The organism is Streptomyces sp. NPDC023527, assembly GCF_055560115.1.
In genome coordinates, this window is record NZ_JBVHJJ010000001.1 from 715,206 (window position 1) to 735,654 (window position 20,449).

The 20,449-nt window shown below is 69.9% G+C and carries 16 protein-coding genes and 4 tRNA genes; 12 read left to right on the forward strand and 8 right to left on the reverse strand.

Annotation, left to right across the window (positions count from 1 at the left end):
• Window positions 1-84: 84 nt before the first annotated feature.
• The 6 genes from purS to purM all read left to right on the forward strand — a co-directional run bounded on the left by purS (window position 85) and on the right by purM (window position 6,892).
• Window positions 85-339 carry a phosphoribosylformylglycinamidine synthase subunit PurS gene (gene purS, locus ACZ303_RS03325; protein WP_467334515.1) on the forward strand — a complete coding sequence of 85 codons (255 nt, stop codon included), beginning with the start codon at window positions 85-87 and terminating at the stop codon, window positions 337-339.
• Window positions 336-1,019, forward strand: a complete 684-nt coding sequence (gene purQ, locus ACZ303_RS03330) for a phosphoribosylformylglycinamidine synthase subunit PurQ (RefSeq protein WP_467334516.1) — start codon at window positions 336-338, stop codon at window positions 1,017-1,019. Before purS ends, purQ begins: the two co-directional genes overlap by 4 nt.
• Window positions 1,016-3,265 carry a phosphoribosylformylglycinamidine synthase subunit PurL gene (gene purL, locus ACZ303_RS03335; protein ID WP_467334517.1) on the forward strand — a complete coding sequence of 750 codons (2,250 nt, stop codon included), beginning with the start codon at window positions 1,016-1,018 and terminating at the stop codon, window positions 3,263-3,265. The genes purQ and purL overlap by 4 nt, the downstream gene beginning before the upstream one ends.
• 54 nt (window positions 3,266-3,319) lie before the next feature.
• Window positions 3,320-4,114, forward strand: coding sequence for a maleylpyruvate isomerase family mycothiol-dependent enzyme (locus ACZ303_RS03340; protein WP_467334519.1), 795 nt, complete (start codon window positions 3,320-3,322; stop codon window positions 4,112-4,114).
• A gap of 149 nt (window positions 4,115-4,263) precedes the next feature.
• The gene (gene purF / locus ACZ303_RS03345) at window positions 4,264-5,781 is read left to right on the forward strand and encodes an amidophosphoribosyltransferase (RefSeq protein WP_467334521.1); all 1,518 of its coding nucleotides are present in this window, start codon (window positions 4,264-4,266) and stop codon (window positions 5,779-5,781) included.
• A gap of 40 nt (window positions 5,782-5,821) precedes the next feature.
• Window positions 5,822-6,892, forward strand: coding sequence for a phosphoribosylformylglycinamidine cyclo-ligase (purM, locus tag ACZ303_RS03350; RefSeq protein ID WP_467334522.1), 1,071 nt, complete (start codon window positions 5,822-5,824; stop codon window positions 6,890-6,892).
• Between the two features lie 68 nt (window positions 6,893-6,960).
• Here the strand turns inward: purM and ACZ303_RS03355 are convergent, their stop codons facing one another.
• Together ACZ303_RS03355 and ACZ303_RS03360 are read right to left on the reverse strand one after the other, a co-directional pair.
• Window positions 6,961-7,218 carry a DUF3073 domain-containing protein gene (locus ACZ303_RS03355; protein ID WP_467334524.1) on the reverse strand — a complete coding sequence of 86 codons (258 nt, stop codon included), beginning with the start codon at window positions 7,216-7,218 and terminating at the stop codon, window positions 6,961-6,963.
• Between the two features lie 369 nt (window positions 7,219-7,587).
• Entirely contained in the window at window positions 7,588-8,700 is a 1,113-nt protein-coding gene (locus ACZ303_RS03360) for a Leu/Phe/Val dehydrogenase (protein ID WP_467334526.1), read from the reverse strand.
• 201 nt (window positions 8,701-8,901) lie between these two features.
• Between ACZ303_RS03360 and ACZ303_RS03365 the strand changes: the two genes are divergently transcribed.
• Window positions 8,902-9,750, forward strand: coding sequence for a DUF8083 family protein (locus tag ACZ303_RS03365; RefSeq protein ID WP_467334528.1), 849 nt, complete (start codon window positions 8,902-8,904; stop codon window positions 9,748-9,750).
• A 499-nt stretch (window positions 9,751-10,249) separates the two neighbouring features.
• The gene (gene bldC, locus ACZ303_RS03370) at window positions 10,250-10,456 is read left to right on the forward strand and encodes a developmental transcriptional regulator BldC (protein ID WP_003949541.1); all 207 of its coding nucleotides are present in this window, start codon (window positions 10,250-10,252) and stop codon (window positions 10,454-10,456) included.
• 528 nt (window positions 10,457-10,984) lie between these two features.
• Here the strand turns inward: bldC and ACZ303_RS03375 are convergent.
• The 3 genes from ACZ303_RS03375 to hrpA all read right to left on the reverse strand — a co-directional run bounded on the left by ACZ303_RS03375 (window position 10,985) and on the right by hrpA (window position 15,498).
• Window positions 10,985-11,203 (reverse strand): DUF6274 family protein, encoded by a 219-nt coding sequence (locus tag ACZ303_RS03375; protein WP_467334530.1) that lies wholly within the window; start codon window positions 11,201-11,203, stop codon window positions 10,985-10,987.
• Window positions 11,204-11,311: 108 nt separating this feature from the next.
• Window positions 11,312-11,386, reverse strand: a tRNA-Asp gene (locus tag ACZ303_RS03380).
• A 143-nt stretch (window positions 11,387-11,529) separates the two neighbouring features.
• Window positions 11,530-15,498, reverse strand: a complete 3,969-nt coding sequence (gene hrpA / locus ACZ303_RS03385; protein ID WP_467334532.1) for an ATP-dependent RNA helicase HrpA — start codon at window positions 15,496-15,498, stop codon at window positions 11,530-11,532.
• Between the two features lie 98 nt (window positions 15,499-15,596).
• Between hrpA and ACZ303_RS03390 the strand changes: the two genes are divergently transcribed.
• Window positions 15,597-16,673 carry an ABC-2 transporter permease gene (locus ACZ303_RS03390; RefSeq protein ID WP_467334533.1) on the forward strand — a complete coding sequence of 359 codons (1,077 nt, stop codon included), beginning with the start codon at window positions 15,597-15,599 and terminating at the stop codon, window positions 16,671-16,673.
• A gap of 63 nt (window positions 16,674-16,736) precedes the next feature.
• On the opposite strand, the gene ACZ303_RS03395 is transcribed toward ACZ303_RS03390, so the two are convergent.
• From ACZ303_RS03395 to ACZ303_RS03405, 3 genes are all read right to left on the reverse strand, one after another.
• A tRNA-Phe gene (locus tag ACZ303_RS03395) sits at window positions 16,737-16,810 on the reverse strand.
• A 26-nt stretch (window positions 16,811-16,836) separates the two neighbouring features.
• Window positions 16,837-16,911 (reverse strand) — tRNA-Asp (locus ACZ303_RS03400).
• 39 nt (window positions 16,912-16,950) lie between these two features.
• Window positions 16,951-17,023: transfer RNA gene (locus tag ACZ303_RS03405), tRNA-Glu, on the reverse strand.
• Between the two features lie 195 nt (window positions 17,024-17,218).
• Between ACZ303_RS03405 and ACZ303_RS03410 the strand changes: the two genes are divergently transcribed.
• The 3 genes from ACZ303_RS03410 to ACZ303_RS03420 form a co-directional block, all read left to right on the forward strand.
• Window positions 17,219-17,569, forward strand: a complete 351-nt coding sequence (locus tag ACZ303_RS03410) for a metallopeptidase family protein (protein WP_467334535.1) — start codon at window positions 17,219-17,221, stop codon at window positions 17,567-17,569.
• 228 nt (window positions 17,570-17,797) lie between these two features.
• On the forward strand, window positions 17,798-18,229 hold the full coding sequence (locus ACZ303_RS03415) for a hypothetical protein (protein ID WP_467334537.1): 432 nt from the start codon (window positions 17,798-17,800) through the stop codon (window positions 18,227-18,229).
• A 205-nt stretch (window positions 18,230-18,434) separates the two neighbouring features.
• Window positions 18,435-20,449, forward strand: a 2,015-nt coding sequence (locus tag ACZ303_RS03420) for a DEAD/DEAH box helicase (RefSeq protein ID WP_467334538.1), incomplete at its 3' end; no start/stop codon positions are given.

Here is a 20,449-nt window from a genome sequence, read left to right on the forward strand (position 1 = left end):
TCCCATATCTATGCGCGTAGATTTTTTGGGACTGTACGCTGGCTTCACCGCTTCAGCTCACGCACCACACCACCGGGAGTGCCAGTGGCACGCGTCGTAGTCGACGTCATGCTCAAGCCGGAGATCCTCGACCCGCAGGGGCAGGCGGTGCAGCGCGCGCTGCCCCGCCTTGGTTTCGAGGGGATCGCCGACGTCCGTCAGGGCAAGCGCTTTGAACTCGAGGTGGAGGGCCCGGTAGACGCCGCCGCCCTCGCCCGCATCCATGAGATGGCGGAAACGTTTCTCGCCAACACCGTGATCGAAGACTTCACTGTGAAGGTCGACGGAGAAGCCCCGTGACCGTTCGTGTAGGAGTCATCACCTTCCCCGGCACACTGGACGACCGCGACACCCAGCGGGCCGTCCGAATCGCCGGACTCGAACCCGTATCGCTGTGGCATCGCGACAAAGACCTCCAGCAGGTCGACGCCGTGGTCCTGCCCGGCGGCTTCTCCTATGGCGACTATCTGCGGGCGGGTGCCATTTCCCGCTTCTCGCCCGTCATGGAGAAGGTCATCGAGGGCGCCCGCGAAGGTCTGCCCGTCCTCGGTATCTGCAACGGCTTCCAGGTGCTCACCGAGACCCACCTGCTGCCCGGCGCGATGCTCCGCAACAACCACCTGCACTTCATCTGCCGCGAGCAGAAGCTGCGGGTGGAGAACGCGGACACCACCTGGACGTCCGACTACGAGGCGGGACAGGAGATCTCCATCCCGCTGAAGAACATCGACGGCCGCTACGTGGCCGACGAGCACACCCTCGACGAGCTGGAGGCCGAGGGCCGGGTCGCGTTCCGCTACCTGGACGGCAACCCCAACGGCTCGCTCCGCGACATCGCCGGCATCACCAACGCCGCCGGCAACGTCGTGGGCCTCATGCCGCACCCCGAGCACGCCGTGGAGCCGCTGGTCGGCACCGGCCGCACCGATGGCCTCGGGTTCTTCACCTCGATCCTCAAGAAGCTGGTCAGCGCCTCATGAGCCTCGACACCGTCAAGCACGCCGGCGAGACGCCCGACGCCACCCAGCCCTGGGCGGAGCTCGGCCTCAAGCCGGACGAGTACGCGCGCATCCGCGAGATCCTCGGCCGCCGCCCCACCGGCGCCGAGCTGGCCATGTACAGCGTGATGTGGTCCGAGCACTGCTCGTACAAGAGCAGCAAGGTCCACCTGCGGCAGTTCGGCGAGAAGGTCCCCGAGAACGACGCCATGCTCGTCGGCATCGGCGAGAACGCCGGCGTCGTCGACGTCGGCCAGGGCTACGCGGTCACCTTCAAGGTCGAGTCGCACAACCACCCGTCCTACATCGAGCCCTACCAGGGCGCGGCCACCGGCATCGGCGGCATCGTCCGCGACATCCTGGCCATGGGCGCCCGCCCGGTCGCCGTGATGGACCCGCTGCGCTTCGGCGCCGCCGACCACCCCGACACCAAGCGCGTCCTGCCGGGCGTCGTCGCGGGCATCGGCGGCTACGGCAACTGCCTGGGCCTGCCCAACATCGGCGGCGAGGTCGTCTTCGACGCCTGCTACCAGGGCAACCCGCTGGTCAACGCCCTGTGCGTCGGTGTGATGAAGCACGAGGACATCCACCTCGCGAAGGCGTCCGGCGCCGGCAACAAGGTCATCCTCTACGGCGCCCGCACCGGCGGCGACGGCATCGGTGGTGTCTCCGTCCTGGCCTCCGAGACGTTCGACGACTCGAAGTCGGCGAAGCGCCCCGCCGTCCAGGTCGGCGACCCCTTCCAGGAGAAGCTCCTCATCGAGTGCACCCTGGAGATCTTCCGCGAGAACCTCGTCGACGGCATCCAGGACCTCGGCGGCGCCGGCCTGTCCTGCGCCACCAGCGAGCTGGCGAGCGCCGGCTCCGGCGGCATGCGCGTCGAGCTCGACACCGTGCCGCTGCGCGACTCCTCCCTCTCGCCCGAGGAGATCCTCATGAGCGAGTCGCAGGAACGCATGTGCGCGGTCGTCGAGCCCGACAAGGTCGACCGCTTCATGGAGATCTGCGAGAAGTGGGACGTCATCGCCACCGTCATCGGTGAGGTGACGGACGGCGAGCGGCTGGAGATCTTCTGGCACGGCGAGCAGATCGTGGACGTCCCGCCGCGCACGGTCGCGCACGAGGGCCCGGTCTACGAGCGCCCGTACGCCCGCCCCGAGTGGCAGGACGCCCTCCAGGCGGACGACGCGGCGAAGCTGGCCCGCCCGGCCACGGCCGAGGAGCTGCGCGCGCAGGTCCTGAAGGTGATCTCCTCCCCGAACCAGGCGTCCAAGTCCTGGATCACCGACCAGTACGACCGGTTCGTGCAGGGCAACACCGTCCTCGCGCAGCCGGAGGACTCCGGCATGGTCCGCGTCGACGAGGACACCAACCTCGGCGTCGCGATCGCCACGGACGGCAACGGCCGCTACGCCAAGCTCGACCCGTACACCGGCGCGCAGCTCGCGCTCGCGGAGTCGTACCGCAACGTGGCCGCCTCCGGCGCCCGCCCGCTGGCCATCTCCAACTGCCTGAACTTCGGTTCGCCCGAGGACCCGGCCGTGATGTGGCAGTTCGCCGAGGCCACCCGCGGCCTGGCGGACGGCTGCCTGGAGCTGGGCACCCCGGTCACCGGCGGCAACGTCTCGCTCTACAACCAGACCGGCGAGACCGCCATCCACCCCACCCCGGTGGTCGCGGTCCTCGGCGTCATCGACGACGTCAACCGCCGCACGCCGATCGCCTTCTCCGACGAGGGCCAGCTGCTCTACCTGCTGGGTGACACCAAGGAGGAGCTGGGCGGTTCGGCCTGGTCGCAGGTGGTCCACGACCACCTCGGCGGCCTGCCGCCGGCCGTGGACCTGGGGCGCGAGAAGCTGCTCGCCGAGATCCTGATCGCCGCCTCGCGCGACGGCATGATCGACGCGGCGCACGACCTGTCCGACGGCGGCCTGATCCAGGCCCTCGCGGAGTCGTGCCTGCGCGGCGGCAACGGCGCCCGGATCGTCGTCCCCGACGGCCTGGACCCGTTCGTCCTGCTCTTCTCCGAGTCCGCGGGCCGCGCGGTTGTCGCCGTGCCGCGCAGCGAGGAGCTGCGCTTCAGCGACATGTGCGGCGCGCGCGGCCTGCCCGCGACCCGCATCGGTGTCGTGGACGGCGAAGCGATCGACATCCAGGGCCACTTCAGCATCCCGCTGGCGGAACTGCGCGAGGCGCACGAGGCCACGATCCCGGCCCTGCTCGCCTGAAAAGCTCGACGCCGTACGGGTCCGAAGTCGGGCCCGTACGGCTAGGGTCGGCCCATGGCTCCCGCCCAGCGCAAGCGTGCGCGAACATACGACCCCGCCAAGACCCGCGCCGCCGTCCTCGCGCAGTTCCAGAACGTCCGCGCGGTCGTCGACGGGCTGTCCGAGGGGCAGTTGGCCCAGCCGACCCGGCTCGGTGACTGGACGGTGCGCGAGCTGATCGCGCACATCGCGCTCGTCATCGACCACGTGAGCTACACCCTGCGGCAGCCCGCCCCCGAACGGCGGGAACTCACCGTCGCCGAATGGCCGTTCGCGACCGCGCCCCTCGCCGGGCGGATCGATGAGCTCACCCACGACCTCGCTGCGCGGTCCGACCTCGCCGAGCTCTACGGCCAGGTCGTGGAGCGCTTCACCGAGATCGCCGTGCCGGCCCCCGGCGACCGGCTGCTCGCGGCCCGGGTCGGGGCGATCAGCGTGGACGACCTGCTGGTCACCCGCTGCGTCGAACTCGTCGTGCACACCGACGATCTGGCGGCCGCGCTGGGCATCGAGATCCCCTTCGACCGGCATGCCCTCGCCACCTGCACCCGGGTGCTCGCCGACGCGCTCGCCACCAAGGCCCCCGGCGGCTCGGTCGAGGTCCGCGTACCGCCCTTCGCCGTCGTCCAGTGCGTCGAGGGCCCCAAGCACACCCGCGGCACCCCGCCCAATGTGGTCGAGACCGACCCGCTGACCTGGTGCCGCCTGGCCGCCGGGCGTCTGGAATGGGCCACGGCGCTGGACGCGGCGAGCATTTCCGCCAGTGGCGAGCGCGCGGACATCTCAGCCCATCTACCCCTGCTCGGATGAGCATTTCGCAGTGCTACGGACGAGTAATCCGCGCTGCTCATATGAGTGAACGGTGATGCGCTGTACGCGTCGAGTGGCTGAGCGTGGTGTGAGGAATTCCCGGCCGTCCCCGGTTCGGATGAACCTCGTCCCTGCCATAGACTCAAGGTGTGCCTCGTGGTGATGGACGACTCAACCACGACCTGCTCCCCGGCGAAAAGGGCCCCCAGGACGCTTGCGGCGTCTTCGGTGTCTGGGCTCCGGGCGAAGAGGTCGCCAAGCTCACCTATTTCGGGTTGTATGCCCTGCAGCACCGTGGACAGGAGTCCGCGGGCATCGCAGTGAGCAACGGCTCCCAGATCCTCGTCTTCAAGGACATGGGACTGGTCTCCCAAGTCTTCGACGAAACCTCCCTCGGCTCCCTCCAGGGCCATATCGCGGTCGGTCACGCCCGCTACTCCACCACCGGAGCCTCGGTGTGGGAGAACGCGCAGCCGACCTTCCGCGCGACCGCCAACGGCTCGATCGCGCTGGGTCACAACGGCAATCTGGTCAACACCGCCGAGCTGGCCGAGATGGTCGCCGCCCTCCCCAGGGAGAACGGCCGGGCCACCCAGGTCGCGGCGACCAATGACACCGACCTGGTCACCGCCCTGCTCGCAGGGCAGACGGACGCCGACGGCAAGCCGCTGACCATCGAGGAAGCGGCCACCAAGGTCCTCCCGAAGGTCCAGGGCGCCTTCTCCCTCGTCTTCATGGACGAGGGCACGCTGTACGCCGCCCGCGACCCGCAGGGCATCCGTCCGCTGGTCCTGGGCCGGCTGGAGCGCGGCTGGGTGGTGGCCTCCGAGACCGCCGCCCTCGACATCTGCGGCGCCGCCTTCGTCCGCGAGGTCGAGCCCGGTGAGCTCATCGCCATCGACGAGAACGGCCTGCGGACCTCCCGCTTCGCCGAGGCCAGGCCCAAGGGCTGCGTCTTCGAGTACGTCTATCTGGCTCGCCCCGACACCGACATCGCGGGCCGCAACGTCTACCTCTCCCGGGTGGAGATGGGCCGCAAGCTCGCCGCCGAGGCCCCGGTCGAGGCCGACCTGGTGATACCGACCCCGGAGTCCGGCACGCCGGCCGCCGTCGGTTACGCCGAGGCCAGCGGCATTCCGTACGGCACCGGCCTGGTGAAGAACTCCTACGTCGGCCGGACCTTCATCCAGCCGAGCCAGACCATCCGCCAGCTCGGCATCCGGCTCAAGCTCAATCCGCTCAAGGACGTCATCCAGGGCAAGCGCCTGGTCGTCGTCGACGACTCCATCGTGCGCGGCAACACCCAGCGCGCGCTGGTGCGGATGCTGCGCGAGGCCGGGGCCGCCGAGGTCCACGTGCGGATCTCGTCCCCGCCGGTGAAGTGGCCGTGCTTCTTCGGCATCGACTTCGCCACCCGCGCCGAGCTGATCGCCAACGGTATGACCGTCGAGGAGATCGGCAAGTCGCTGGGCGCGGACTCCCTCGCGTACATCTCCCTGGACGGCATGATCGAGGCGACCACCATCGCCAAGCCGAATCTCTGCCGTGCGTGCTTCGACGGCGAGTACCCCATGCCGCTGCCCGACCCCGAGCTGCTGGGCAAGCAGCTTCTGGAGACCGAGCTGGCCGGTGGCACGGACGCCGCCGACGCGCTCCGTCGCCCGTAACGCCCCCGTAGTACCGAACGACACGAAAGATCTCAAACTGATGTCTGAGACCACTGGTGCCAGCTACGCAAGCGCGGGCGTCGACATCGAAGCGGGCGACCGCGCCGTAGAGCTCATGAAGGAGTGGGTGAAGAAGGCCACCCGCCCGGAGGTCGTCGGCGGCCTCGGCGGCTTCGCCGGGCTCTTCGACGCCAGTGCGCTGAAGCGGTACGAGCGCCCGCTGCTCGCCTCCGCCACGGACGGCGTCGGCACGAAGGTCGACATCGCCCGGCGGATGGGCGTCTACGACACCATCGGCCACGACCTCGTCGGCATGGTCGTCGACGATCTGGTCGTCTGCGGCGCCGAGCCGCTGTTCATGACCGACTACATCTGCGTCGGCAAGGTCTACCCCGAGCGGGTCGCCGCGATCGTCAAGGGCATCGCCGAGGGCTGTGTCCTCGCCGGCTGCGCGCTGGTCGGCGGCGAGACCGCCGAGCACCCCGGCCTGCTGGCCGCCGACGACTTCGACGTGGCCGGTGCCGGCACGGGCGTCGTCGAGGCCGACCGGGTGCTGGGCGCCGATCGCATCCGTACGGGTGACGCGGTCATCGCGATGGCCTCGTCCGGACTTCACTCGAACGGGTACTCACTGGTCCGCCATGTGCTCTTCGACCGGGCCGGCTGGGAGCTGGACCGGGACGTTCCGGAGTTCGGCCGGACCCTCGGCGAGGAGCTGCTGGAGCCCACCAAGATCTACTCGCTCGACTGCCTGGCGCTCACCCGTACGGCAGAGGTGCACGCCTTCTCGCACATCACCGGTGGCGGGCTCGCCAACAACCTCGGCAGGGTCATCCCGGCCGGGCTGCACGCGACCGTCGACCGGTCGACCTGGACGCCGGGCGCGGTCTTCGACCTCGTCGGCGAGCTGGGCGGCGTCGAGCGGCTGGAGCTGGAGAAGACGCTGAACATGGGCGTCGGCATGATCGCGGTCGTACCGCAGGAATCCGTGGACGTGGCGCTGGCCACCTTCGCCGACCGGGGAGTGGACTCCTGGGTCGCGGGTGAGATCACCGAGCGCGGCGACCACACCGAGGCAGTGACGCTCACCGGTGACTACCACGCCGGCTGAGCCGTTCCGGGCAGCACAGAACCCGGTCCGGGGTGGATCCCTGGACCGGGTCAGTGGGAGTTACAGCGTCAAGCGCGGCGACGATATGTCGAGGAGTGGTCGGGCGCTTGCTCGTCCTCGTCCTCATCGTTGTAACGATCTGCGTACTGAGCGTACGGATCGTCGTCCAGCTCATCGTCCTTTTCGAGCGGCTCGCTTGGCAGCGGCTGCTTCGTCGGCGATGCGCCCAGCTCATTGGCCAGACGTGAGAGATCGGTCCCGCCGCTGTTGTACTTCAGCTGGCGGGCGACCTTTGTCTGCTTGGCCTTGGCCCGGCCGCGCCCCATGGCTCGACCCCCTCAGTGACGGGGCTCGACGGCCCCAGAGTCTTGACACGCGTTCACGTTCATGAGTCAGAGCGGACCCTCGGGGAGGATCCGGCCTGTAGGGCTTCAACGGTACCTGCTTCCGCGCCCATACGGTACGTCGCCCGCATGACGTGCCACGGAGCACAACCCGCGGGGAGCCCCGTCCTCGCTGGTCAGCTGCGATTTTAACGTGTCTTGTGCGCCGACCCGCCGAGGAGCGGGTGAGGGATCTCTCCCTTGCGCTCTCCTCGGCGGGTCTGTAGAGACCGCTGTGCGGGTACCGAGCGTACGACCGGGTCACCGCCCGTACGCGCCGGTCCCGCTGCGGGCCGTTACCGACCGGTCGGGTCAGTGGCCCGCGGTCGCGGCGGCCGTGCGGGCCTCCGCCATGCGCTGCTCGGCGAGCCGGTCGGCCGCCGCGGCCGGCGGAATGCCGTCCGCCTTGGCGCGATCGAATATGGCCAAGGTCGTGTCGTAAATCTTGGTCGCCTTGGCCTTGGCGCGGTCGAAGTCGAAACCGTGGAGTTCGTCGGCGACCTGGATGACACCGCCGGCGTTCACCACATAGTCCGGGGCGTAGAGGATCCCGCGGTCGGCGAGGTCCTTCTCGACGCCCGGGTGGGCGAGCTGGTTGTTCGCCGCGCCGCAGACCACGGTGGCGGTCAGGGCGGCCACGGTCTCGTCGTCCAGCGCGCCGCCGAGGGCGCACGGGGCGTAGACGTCCAGCGGGGTGCGGACGAGCACGGCGGCGTCGGTCACGGCGGTCACCGCGGGGTGGCGGGCGATGATCCGCTCGACGGCCTCGGCCCGGACGTCCGTGATCACGACCTCGGCACCGTCCTCGATCAGGTGCTCGACCAGGTGGTGGCCGACCTTCCCGACCCCCGCGACGCCGACCCGGCGGCCGCGCAGCGTCGGCTCGCCCCACTGCGTCGCCGCGGCGGCGCGCATGCCCTGGAAGACGCCGAAGGCGGTGAGCACGGAGGAGTCGCCCGCGCCGCCGTTCTCGGGGGAGCGGCCGGTGGTCCAGCGGTTCTCGCGGGCGACGACGTCCATGTCCCGCACGTACGTGCCGACATCGCACGCGGTGACATAGCGGCCGCCGAGAGAGGCGACGAACCGGCCATAGGCGAGCAGCAGTTGCTCGGACTTGATCTCATCGGGATTGCCTATGATCACGGCCTTTCCGCCGCCGTGATCGAGGCCCGCCAGGGCGTTCTTGTAGGACATGCCGCGGGAGAGGTTGAGCGCGTCCAGGACCGCCGCCTCGTGCGAGGCGTACGGATAGAAGCGCGTGCCGCCGAGGGCCGGGCCCAGGGCGGTGGAGTGGATGGCGATCACGGCCTTGAGGCCGCTCTCCCGGTCCTGGCAGAGCACGACCTGCTCGTGGCCGCCCTGGTCGGACCGGAACAAGGTGTGCAGCACGCCGTCAGCTTCATCGGTGGGACGTACGTCAGTCACTGTGGTGACTCCATATGTCGCGGAGTTCGCCCTCCGGGGGTGGTGGAGGGCCGGTTGGGACGAGGGTAAGACCTGCCGGCCCGGTCGATCGGTCCCGTGCCGAGGATCACTCTCCCGAGGTGCGACGCCATGGGACGATCTGGGCAGTACGGGGAGGGATCGGCAACTCCCCGGCAGGTTCTCCGGCTTGAGGGAGCGAGTGTGGGGTCGGCGTCTTCGGTGACTGTCCCGTACGCGGCATATCTGCGGGTCTACGAACCTCTGGGCGCATTCCCGGAACCCGAACGCAGCCACTGGGAGCGCTACGCCCGCCGCGAGACCCTCCCCGGTGTCCAGGAGGAGCTCCGCCGCTCGCTCGCGGACCTGCTGCCCACCCCGCCGGTGCCGGTGCCGGTGCACGAGAGCGGCGACGCCTTCGTGACGCTCCTCGACGGCGTGCTGTGCGTCTGCCCCTGGCGGACCCGGCTGCGGGGCTGGCTCGCCCTGGAGGAGCTGGCCGAGAGCCTGCCGGCGCCGGTCCTGGACGCCGCGCTGCCGCCGGTGGTGCGCCGCCAGGCGGAGGCGGACTACGAGCACTGGCTGGAGCGCAACCCCGACGCCCGGCCCTGGATCCGCACGGCGACCTGGCAGGTGCCGCTGCGCTGGTTCGTCCTCTTCTCCGACGAGGAGCGCGAGTACGGCAAGGGCGAGGGCACCGGTGAGGAGAAGCTCGTGCTGCGCTACCGGACCCCGATGGTGGAGGCGCGGCGGCGGGTGGCGCGGGGGCTGCGCACCCTCAAGGACGCGATCGACGAGGGGCCGCTGATCGACGGCCTGGTCGACGTGGGGCGCTGGCTGGAGGAATTCCATCCGCGCTCCCTGGTGGAGCTGGACTACGGCGGCCTGGTGCACATGGTGCCCGAGGCGGACCTCGCCGAGGATCACTCCGCGGGCGACACGGCGGAGGGGCTGGCGGCGCTGCGCGAGGGGGACGGCGTGCGGGCGGGTGAGGCGTACGAGCGGCTGACGGAGCGTTGGAGCGCCGTACGGAACCGTCAGTATGCGAACTGAAGTCCCATACCGGGGTTTGAGAGATTGCCGGGGCCTCTGGGACGAGTGCGGCAGGACCTAGGTCCCGATCCGGGCCATTGCCGCAACCGTGACCTAACGCACTTACGTTAGGTCTTGCGCCCATCGCCCAGCCTCGTGGCAAAATAGGACAAGGAGTCCGGGAAGGACTCCTTCCGTCCAAGTAAGGGCGGATAGATCGGTATTGCACTCCTTGACGGGTCTGGTGACCCCTGATCCCGCTGTGACTGATCGTCACGGTGGCGTGACTGTCCGCTATGGCATGGTCCATCGGCTTCCGTCGAGGTTGAACACCTGAGAGGGCAATTCCATCGGTTTGGCCGACGTGGCTGGACGGATGGTGTAGTTGTAGTGCCGAGGACAAGCCGTTCGTCCTATAACCGACTCGGCCCGCGTCCGCCATTTCGGGCAACGTGGGTCAAGGTGCAGAATTTAGAGGAAAGAACCGACTCCAAGTCCGGTTCTCCCGAGGAGGCCGCTCATGACCGCTCGCACCCCTGATGCCGAGCCGCTGCTGACCCCGGCTGAGGTTGCCACGATGTTCCGCGTGGACCCGAAGACGGTCACCCGCTGGGCCAAGGCTGGCAAGCTCACGTCCATCCGCACGCTCGGAGGGCACCGCCGTTACCGCGAAGCGGAGGTCCGCGCCCTGCTGGCGGGCATTCCGCAGCAGCGCAGCGAGGCCTGAACAACAGCCTGACGCACAGCCGGGCGTTTTCCGGGGCCCCCAACCCGGTCCGACGCCCATGTGAAGCCCCACGGGCTTCATCAGCTACATAGCTCCACCTGCTGCAAAGCGACCGGTGCCTGCCCCAACAGGTCCCATGCCCACCGACTTGGGCGAGTCGTCGATCGCGCTGGACTCCGCCGGGTCCAGCGCGATCTTTTTATGCCCGGCCGCTTCGTGCGACGCTTTCCCGCGGCCGCGCCGATCACTCCCCGGGCGTACCGGCGGAGTGGCGCGAGTGGCGCGTCGGCGCCTTTCGGGTGGAGTGCAATTGCACATATTAAATTGACCTGTTGTAGGCAGGGGGTAAGTTCCCTCACCCTGGAAACTCTTTCGGTGACTCCCGTCACAGCGCGACGTGCTTGTCACTCACCGTGTCGCTACGGTAATGGGGAGCGGCGACTTCCGTACCCGCCGTGCGTGCGCGGTGATACGCCCGGGGCCACCTCCAGTCTGACGGCCGACTGCCGCCGGAACGCCTGCCGTTGGTCACCCGGCGAGGGGACCTTCGTCCTGGGCCGCCCTGGGGGCGGCTATGGGGTTCCCGGGCGCCTCTTGCGCGAGCCGCAGGAGCCGGTGGCACACAGCGCAGTGCCGGGTCAGGTGGCGATACCCCGAGGCGGCCGACAGATGGGCGCGCAGCAGCGCCCTCGTCTCGTGCCGGATGTTCTCGGTCCGCTTCGGGTCGGTCCGGGTGGTCGTCGTCATGGAGCGCAGCACCTCCCACTGTCTGGGTACCCCTGGCACGTGTCCCAGTCAAGGTCGAACGCGAGAAGGCCCGGATCCCTCGAAAGGGATCCGGGCCTTCAATCAATGCGGTCCTGACGGGATTTGAACCCGCGGCCTCCACCTTGACAGGGTGGCGAGCACTCCAAACTGCTCCACAGGACCTTGCTTCGCTTTCCGCTCTCGCGGGCTGCGAAACAAGACTCTACAGCAGGTCAGGGGGTGCGGTCGAACCCGATCCCGGCGGGTGGCCGCGGGAGGGGTCCCGGGCCGGTCCCGGCGTCCCTCCCGCGGCTCTTTCCGTACGGCTAGGGCGCCAGCTGATCGATGGCCTTCACGATCCGCTTGTCCGAGACCGGGTGGGCCGTGCCGAGAGCATGTGCGAAGTAGCTGACCCTCAGCTCCTCGATCATCCAGCGGACGTCCAGGGCCTCCTGCGGCACGGGACGCCCCTTGGGGAACTGCTCCAGCAGCCAGGCGTACTCGTCCCGCATCTCCTTGACCTTCGCCATCCGGGTGCGGTCGCGCTCGGCGTTGGCGGGCAGCTGGGTGAGCCTGCGGTCGACGGCCACCAGATAGCGCAGCAGGTCCGGCAGCCGGCGCACGCCGTGGGCGGTCACGAACCCGGGCCGGATCAGCTCGGCCAGCTGCTCCTTGATGTCCGTCAGGGACGGAACGAGCGCCAGGGACGTGGTGGCCTTGAGCCGGCGCTGGCACGCCTGCCAGGCGGCCAGCACCTCCTGCACCCTGCGGATCGTGTCCAGCGTCGCGTCGACGATGTCGGCCCGTACGGAGTCGAAGAGCTTGCGGAAGGACTCCTCGTCCCAGGCCGGGCCGCCGCGGGCCGCGATCAGCTTGTCGGCCGCGCCGGAGACGCAGTCCTCGAAGAGCGCCGGGATGGACCCGTGCGGGTTGGCCGACAGGGCGAGCTTCTGCTGGTTGCTGAGCTTGTCCTGGGCGAATTTCGCCGGATTGGAGGGGAGGTTGAGCAGGATGAGGCGACGGGTGCCCCGCCACATGGCCTCGCGCTGCTCCGCCTCGGTGTCGAAGAGCCGCACCGCCACCGAGGCGCCCTCGTCCACCAGCGCCGGGTACGCCTTGACCGGCTGGCCCGCCCGGCGGGTCTCGAAGGTGCGCGGAAGCGTCCCGATGGTCCACTGGGTGAGCCCGGAGCGCTGCTCGGGCCCGCGGAGGCCCTCGCCCCCGGCCGCGGCCTCCGTGGCCCGCTCGAAGGCCTTGGTGATCGCGGCCTGCGTCTTCGGCTTCAGCCGCAGCCGCAGCGCCTCCAGGTCCTTGTCCTCGGCGATCTTCCGCTTGCGCTCGTCGATGATCCGGAAGGTGATCTTCAGGTGGTCGGGGACCTTGCCGAAGTCGAAGTCCTCCGGCTCCATCCGCACGCCCACCATCCGCTGCAGCTCCCGCGTCAGCGTCGTGGCCAGCGGCTCCTGCAGCGGCACGGCCCGGTCGAGGAACGCCTTGGCGTAGTTCGGCGCGGGGACGTAGTTCCGGCGGATCGGCTTGGGCAGCGAGCGGATCAGCTCGGTCACCAGGTCCTCGCGCAGACCCGGGATCTGCCAGTCGAAGCCCTCGGACGTGACCTGGTTGAGCACCTGGAGCGGGATGTGGACGGTCACACCGTCCGCGTCCGCCCCGGGCTCGAACTGATAGGTCACCTTGAACTTCAGCCGGCCCTGGCGCCAGGAGTCCGGATAGTCGTCCTTGGTGACGGCCCCGGCGTTCTCGTTGATGAGCATGGAGTGCTCGAAATTGAGCAGCTCCGGCTCTTCACGCCGCTTGTGCTTCCACCAGGAGTCGAAGTGCGCACCGGAGACCACATGCTCCGGCAGCCGCTGGTCGTAGAAGTCGAAAAGCGTCTCGTCGTCCACCAGGATGTCGCGGCGGCGGGCGCGGTGCTCCAGCTCCTCCACCTCGCCCAGCAGCTTGCGGTTGTCGAGGAAGAACTGGTGGTGCGTACGCCAGTCGCCCTCGACGAGGGCGTTGCGGATGAACAGCTCCCGGCTGGTCTCCGGGTCGATCCGCCCGTAATTGACCTTCCGCTGGGCCACGATCGGCACGCCGTACAGCGTCACCCGCTCGTACGCCATCACGGCCGCCTGCTTCTGCTCCCAGTGCGGTTCGCTGTAATTGCGCTTCACCAGGTGCTCGGCGAGCGGCTCGACCCATTCCGGTTCGACCTTGGCGTTGACGCGCGCCCACAGCCGGGAGGTCTCCACCAGCTCCGCCGACATGATCCAGCGCGGCTGCTTCTTGAAGAGCGCGGAGCCCGGGAAGATCGCGAATTTCGCGCTGCGAGCCCCCAGATATTCGTTCTTCTCCGTGTCCTTGAGACCGATGTGCGAGAGAAGACCGGCCAGCAGCGACTGGTGCACCCGGTCCTCGGGCGCGTCCTGCTCCGAGAGCTGGACGCCCATCTGCTTGGCGACCGTACGCAGCTGGGAGTAGATGTCCTGCCACTCGCGTATGCGCAGGTAATTCAGGAACTCCGACTTGCACATCCGCCGGAACGCCGACGAGGACAGCGCCTTCTGCTGCTCCCGCACATAGCGCCACATGTTCAGGAAGGCGAGGAAGTCGCTCGTCTCGTCCTTGAACCGGGCGTGCTGCTGATCGGCCTGCGCCTGCTTCTCCGAGGGCCGCTCGCGCGGATCCTGGATGGAGAGGGCGGCCGCGATCACCATGACCTCGCGGACACAGCCGTTGCGGTCGGCCTCCAGGACCATACGGGCCAGCCGCGGGTCCACCGGCAGCTGCGAGAGCTTCCGGCCCAGCGGGGTGAGCCGCTTCTTCGGATCCTTCTGCTGGGGGTCGATGGCGCCCAGCTCGTGCAGCAGATCGACGCCGTCCTTGATGTTCCGGCGGTCCGGCGGGTCGATGAAGGGGAACTTCTCGATGTCGCCCAGGCCGGCGGCCGTCATCTGGAGGATGACCGAGGCCAGGTTCGTCCGCAGGATCTCCGCGTCCGTGAATTCCGGCCGGGAGAGGAAGTCGTCCTCCGAATACAGCCGGACGCAGATGCCGTCGCTCGTACGACCGCAGCGGCCCTTGCGCTGATTGGCGCTCGCCTGCGACACGGGCTCGATCGGCAGCCGCTGCACCTTGGTGCGGTGGCTGTAGCGGGAGATCCGGGCGAAACCGGGGTCGATCACATAACGGATGCCCGGCACGGTCAGAGAGGTCTCCGCGACGTTCGTCGCGAGGACGATGCGGCGGCCCGTGTGCCGCTGGAAGACGCGGTGCTGCTCGGCGTGCGACAGCCGCGCGTACAGCGGAAGGATCTCGGTGCTGTGCGCGACGGCGCCCCCGGCGCGGGTCAGCTTCTTCTCCAGCGCGTCCGCGGTGTCGCGGATCTCCCGCTCGCCGGAGAGGAAGACGAGTATGTCGCCGTCGCCCTCCCGCTGGAGCTCGTCCACGGCGTCGCAGATCGCGGTGACCTGGTCGCGGTCGGACTCCTCGGAGTCGTCCTCCAGCAGCGGCCGGTAGCGGACCTCCACCGGATACGTACGCCCGCTGACCTCGACGATGGGCGCGTCGCCGAAGTGGCGGGAGAAGCGCTCCGGGTCGATCGTCGCGGAGGTGATCACGACCTTGAGGTCGGGCCGGCGGGGCAGCAGCTGGGCCAGATAGCCGAGGATGAAGTCGATGTTGAGGCTGCGCTCGTGGGCCTCGTCGATGATGATCGTGTCGTACTGGCGCAGCTCGCGGTCCGTCTGGAGCTCGGCGAGCAGGATGCCGTCCGTCATCAGCTTGACGAGCGTGTCGCCGCCCACCTGGTCGGTGAAGCGGACCTTCCAGCCGACCGCCTCGCCGAGCGGCGAGCGCAGCTCCTCGGCGACCCGCTCGGCGACCGTGCGGGCGGCGATCCGGCGCGGCTGGGTGTGGCCGATGAGGCCCTTGACCCCGCGGCCGAGCTCCAGGCAGATCTTGGGGATCTGGGTGGTCTTGCCGGAGCCGGTCTCACCCGCGACGATCACCACCTGGTGGTCGCGGATCGCCGCGAGGATCTCGTCCTTCTTCTGGCTGACCGGCAGCTGTTCGGGGTAGGTGATCGCGGGCACGGCGGCGCGCCGCGCGACGACGCGCAGTTCGGCGGCGTCGACGTCGGACGCGATCTCGGCCAGGACGGCCGTACGGGCCTCGGGCTTACGGATGCGGCGCGCACCGTCGAGTCGGCGGCCCAGCCGCTGCTGATCGCGCAGCATGAGCTCGGGGAGCCGCTCCAGGAGGGCGGGCAGGGCGGGGGCAGGCTGACTGGACATACGGATCCCAGGATCTCACCCCGCGGAAAAGACTGACGAATGAATTGTCGTCCGCGCCCGGAGGGGTTTGTCCCGGATGGGTGTTTTAGGTTGTCGGTATGTCTGATGATCGGCGGGAATTTCCGGGCCGGAACGACAGCGTCACACGGCGGCCGGGGCGCTGGGCGGCCTTCAAGGCGTCGCCCTTCCTGCCGGCGACCGTGCTGCTGCTCATCGTCTCGGCCGCCGCCGGGCTCTTCGCCGGCTCGTACACCTACGCCATGGCCGACCCCACCCCGCACCACATCCCCTCCGCCCTCGTCGGCGCGGCGCGCGGCGACCCGCGTGGCGTGGCCTTCACCGAGGGCATGGAGAAGGCCCTCAACGCCTCACTCGAACTGCGCCCCTACGACTCCTACGCACAGGCCCGCGAGGACGTCGACGACCAGCGGGTCTTCGCCGTGGTGCGGGAGCGCGGCGACGGGGGCCGGCTGACCGGTGTGGATCTGGAGGTGGTGGGCGCGGCCGGGGCCTCCGTGGCACAGGTGATCGCCGAGGCCGGGCCGGTGGTGGGAAAGCAGGTCGGTGTGCCGGTCACGGTCAAGGACATCAAGCCCCTCCAGCGCGGTGATCCCCGCGGGCTCGCCCTCTTCTACATCTCGCTGGCCGCCGTCATCATCGGCTTCCTCGGCGCCATTCAGCTCAGCGTCCACGCCGGCCGGCTCAATCCCGCCGAGCGCATCGCCTTCACGGTCGGCTACGCGCTGCTCGGGGGCTTCTCGATCGCCGCGGTGGTGGACTGGGGGCTGGGCGCGCTGGAGCTGCCGTTCGCCGAGTCCTGGATGATCCTCTCGCTGACGATGTTCACGTCCGGCATGGTCTTCACGATGTTCAACACCCTCCTCGGCCGGTGGGCCATGATCCCCACCTGGGGACTGATGGTGCTGCTGGGCAACCCGTCCTCCGGCGGCGCGGTGTCCTGGCAGATGCTGCCCTCGCTGCTCGGCCACATCGGGCGCTGGCTGCCGCCGGGCGCCTCCGTGAACGCGCAGCACACCGCCGTCTACTTCGGCGGCCACCAGCACGCCTTCCCGTTCCTGGTGCTCGCCGGCTGGGCGGTGCTGTCCACGGCGGTCTTCCTCATCTGGCGGCACCGCCATCCGGGCGGGCGGGTCACGGGGACGCTCACCGGCTAGGACGGCCTGCAGGGGATACGCGTAAGGCCCCGATCCAAGAGGATCGGGGCCTTACGTCTGCTGTGGCTGGGGCCGGGGTCGAACCGGCGACCTTCCGCTTTTCAGGCGGACGCTCGTACCAACTGAGCTACCCAGCCACATGATCACCCGGGGGTGATCACAGCGGTCCTGACGGGATTTGAACCCGCGGCCTCCACCTTGACAGGGTGGCGAGCACTCCAAACTGCTCCACAGGACCTTGCTATGTGCGAGCACTAGTCTCGCACACGGTACAGCGTGCCCCCAACGGGATTCGAACCCGTGCTACCGCCTTGAAAGGGCGGCGTCCTGGGCCACTAGACGATGAGGGCTGAATGGCCCACCTGGGCGCTTCGCAGCGCCTCGGGGACGTGAGAAGCATATGGGATGCGAGGAGGTATCGCCAAAACGGTTTCCCTGGGGCCCGGCGCGGCGCCCGCGCGGCCCCGGCCGGCGGGCGCGGAAGATCGCCGGAAGGGCCCGCCGAGGTAGGGCGTACGGCGCGTGCGTGCCGGACAATGGCGAGCGTGCTGGAGATGACGCGCGAGGAGTTCGAGGAACTGGTCGCCGAGGCCCTGGACCGGATCCCGCCGGAGCTGACGCGGCTGATGGACAACGTCGCGGTATTCGTGGAGGACGAGCCCCCGACGGACGACCCGGAGCTGCTCGGTCTGTACGAGGGGACGCCGCTGACCGAGCGCGGCGAGTGGTACGCGGGCGTGCTGCCGGACCGGATCACGATCTACCGGGGGCCGACGCTGCGGATGTGCGCGTCCCGGGAAGAGGCCGTCCAGGAGACCGAGGTGACGGTCGTTCACGAAGTCGCCCATCACTTCGGCATCGACGACGAGAGGCTGCACGCGCTCGGTTACGGGTGAGACGGGGGATGCCCCAGGGGGCGCTTCGCGTCCGGTGGGCCCGGTACGGGCGTCCCGGCGGCGGGTGGCCGTGCGCCGCGCGTGTCCTGCGCGGTGCGGGGCCAGTTGGGCAGGTCGCCTGTCCCAAGCGATCCGAAGGCGGTCCCCTTCATGTGCCCCACCTCAGCTCACGCAGCCGTCACCAGGATCGCGGCCGTGGCCGTCGCGGCCCTGACCCTCGGGGGGTGCATGAGCGTGAGCGACCCGGGGCGGCCGGCTCCCTCGTCGGGCGCGGACAAGCGGCGCGAGGCCGGGCCGGAGCCGGACGGCGGCGTACGGCTGCCGGGCGGGCGCCCCGGCCGGCCGGACGCGAAGGCGGCGCGGGGTGCGAGCGGCAGCCCGGCGGCGAAGGGCGCGTCCGCCGCGTCCTCGGCGCCGCCCTCGGGCGGGCCGGCCGAGGCGTCGCCGGGTGCCGGGAAGCCGGGAAAGCCGGACGCCAAGCCGAAGCCGCCGGGTACGGGGCCCGGCACCGTGCCGGCGCCCGGTAAGCCGCCCGCGCCCTCCCAGGCGCCCCCGGCGCCGCCGAGCAGCCCGGCACCGCAGCCGCCGGCCTCCCAGTCGCCCGCCTCCAGCAGCCCGCCCGCGCCCCAGCCGGGGCCGCAGGCCGGGCCTGTGGCCTAGGCCATTCAGGGGTCGGCTTGCGCTCATGGGTGGAGGGTGCGTATGGTGGTAGATCGTTTGATCCCATTTGCCCGGCGCCTCGCAGAAGCGCGCCGTGTGGCGCGTTCCTTAACCTTGCCGTGGCTGACCGCATCGAGGCGGTCATTTGTGAAGCCGACACGGAGCTTGGGCGCGTGCCGAAACTCCGGAAGGTTTCGCATTTCGCATGTCTATTTCCACTGAGCAGACCGTCATGCCCGCGGGCGACGAGATCGTCACCGAGGCCGTCGAGGCCGTCGAGGTCAACGAGACCCCCGACGCCGTGGACGCCGCCGAGGCCGTCGTCGCCGAGCCCGCCGAGCCGACGGTCACCTTCGGTGACCTCGGTCTGGACGACGCGATCGTCCGCAAGCTGGCGCAGAACGGTGTCACCACCCCGTTCCCGATCCAGGCCGCGACCATCCCGGACGCCCTGGCCGGCAAGGACATCCTCGGCCGTGGCCGTACGGGCTCCGGCAAGACCCTCTCCTTCGGTCTGCCGCTGCTGTCCACCCTGGCCGGTGGCCACACCGAGAAGAAGCGCCCCCGCGGCCTGATCCTCACCCCGACCCGCGAGCTCGCGATGCAGGTCGCCGACGCCCTCCAGCCGTACGGCGACGTCCTCGGCCTGAAGATGAAGGTCGTCTGCGGCGGTACGTCCATGGGCAACCAGATCTACGCCCTGGAGCGCGGTGTCGACATCCTCGTCGCCACCCCGGGCCGACTGCGCGACATCCTCAACCGCGGTGCCGCCACCCTCGACAAGGTCGAGGTCACCGTCCTCGACGAGGCCGACCAGATGGCCGACATGGGCTTCCTGCCCGAGGTCACCGAGATCCTCGACCAGGTCCCGGCCGGCGGCCAGCGCCTGCTGTTCTCCGCCACCCTGGAGAACGAGATCGACACCCTCGTCAAGCGCTACCTGGTGAAGCCGGTCACGCACGAGGTCGACGCCGCCCAGGGCGCGGTCACCACCATGACCCACCACGTCCTCGTCGTGAAGCCGAAGGACAAGGCGCCGGTCACGGCCGCCATCGCCGCCCGCAAGGGCCGCACCATCATCTTCGTCCGCACCCAGCTGGGCGCCGACCGCGTCGCCGAGCAGCTGCTCGACGCCGGTGTGAAGGCCGACGCGCTGCACGGCGGCATGACCCAGGGCGCCCGTACCCGCGTCCTGGAGGACTTCAAGGGCGGTTACGTCAACGTCCTCGTCGCCACCGACGTCGCCGCGCGCGGCATCCACGTCGACGGCATCGACCTGGTCCTGAACGTCGACCCGGCCGGTGACCACAAGGACTACCTGCACCGCTCCGGCCGTACGGCCCGCGCGGGCAAGTCCGGCACGGTCGTCTCCCTGGCCCTGCCGCACCAGCGCAAGCAGATCTTCCGCCTGATGGAGGACGCGGGCGTCGACGCCTCGCGCCACCTCGTCAGCGGTGCCGGCGCCTTCGACGAGGACGTCGCCAAGATCACCGGCGCGCGTTCCCTCACCGAGGTGCAGGCCGAGTCGGCGTCCAACGCCGCCAAGCAGGCCGAGCGTGACGTGCAGGAGCTGAACCGCCAGCTGGAGAAGGTGCAGCGCCGCGCCACCGAGCTCCGCGAGGAGGCCGACCGCCTGCTGGCGCGCGCCGCCCGCGAGCGTGGCGAGGACCCGGAGGCCGCCGTGGCCGCCGCCGCCGAGGCGATCGCCACGGAGATCCAGGCCGAGGAGGCCGCCGCTGCCGCCGCCGTGCCGGCGCAGTCCGCGCCCGCGTACGAGCGCCGTGACGACCGTGGCAACTTCGACCGCCGCGACCGCGACGACCGCCCGCAGGGTGGCTTCCGCCGCGACGACCGTCGTGACGACCGCTCCGGTGGCGGTTTCCGCCGCGACGACCGCCCCTCCGGTGGTTTCCGTCGCGATGACCGTCGTGACGACCGCCCGCAGGGTGGTGGCTTCCGCCGGGACGACCGCCCGCAGTCCGGTGGTTTCCGTCGTGACGACCGTCCGTCCGGTGGCTTCCGCCGCGACGACCGCCCCCAGGGTGGTGGCTTCCGCCGCGATGACCGCCCGCAGTCCGGTGGCTTCCGCCGTGATGACCGTCCGTCCGGTTTCCGTCGCGACGAGCGTCGTGACGACCGCCCGCAGGGTGGTGGCTTCCGCCGGGACGACCGCCCGCAGTCCGGTGGTTTCCGTCGTGACGACCGTCCGTCCGGTGGCTT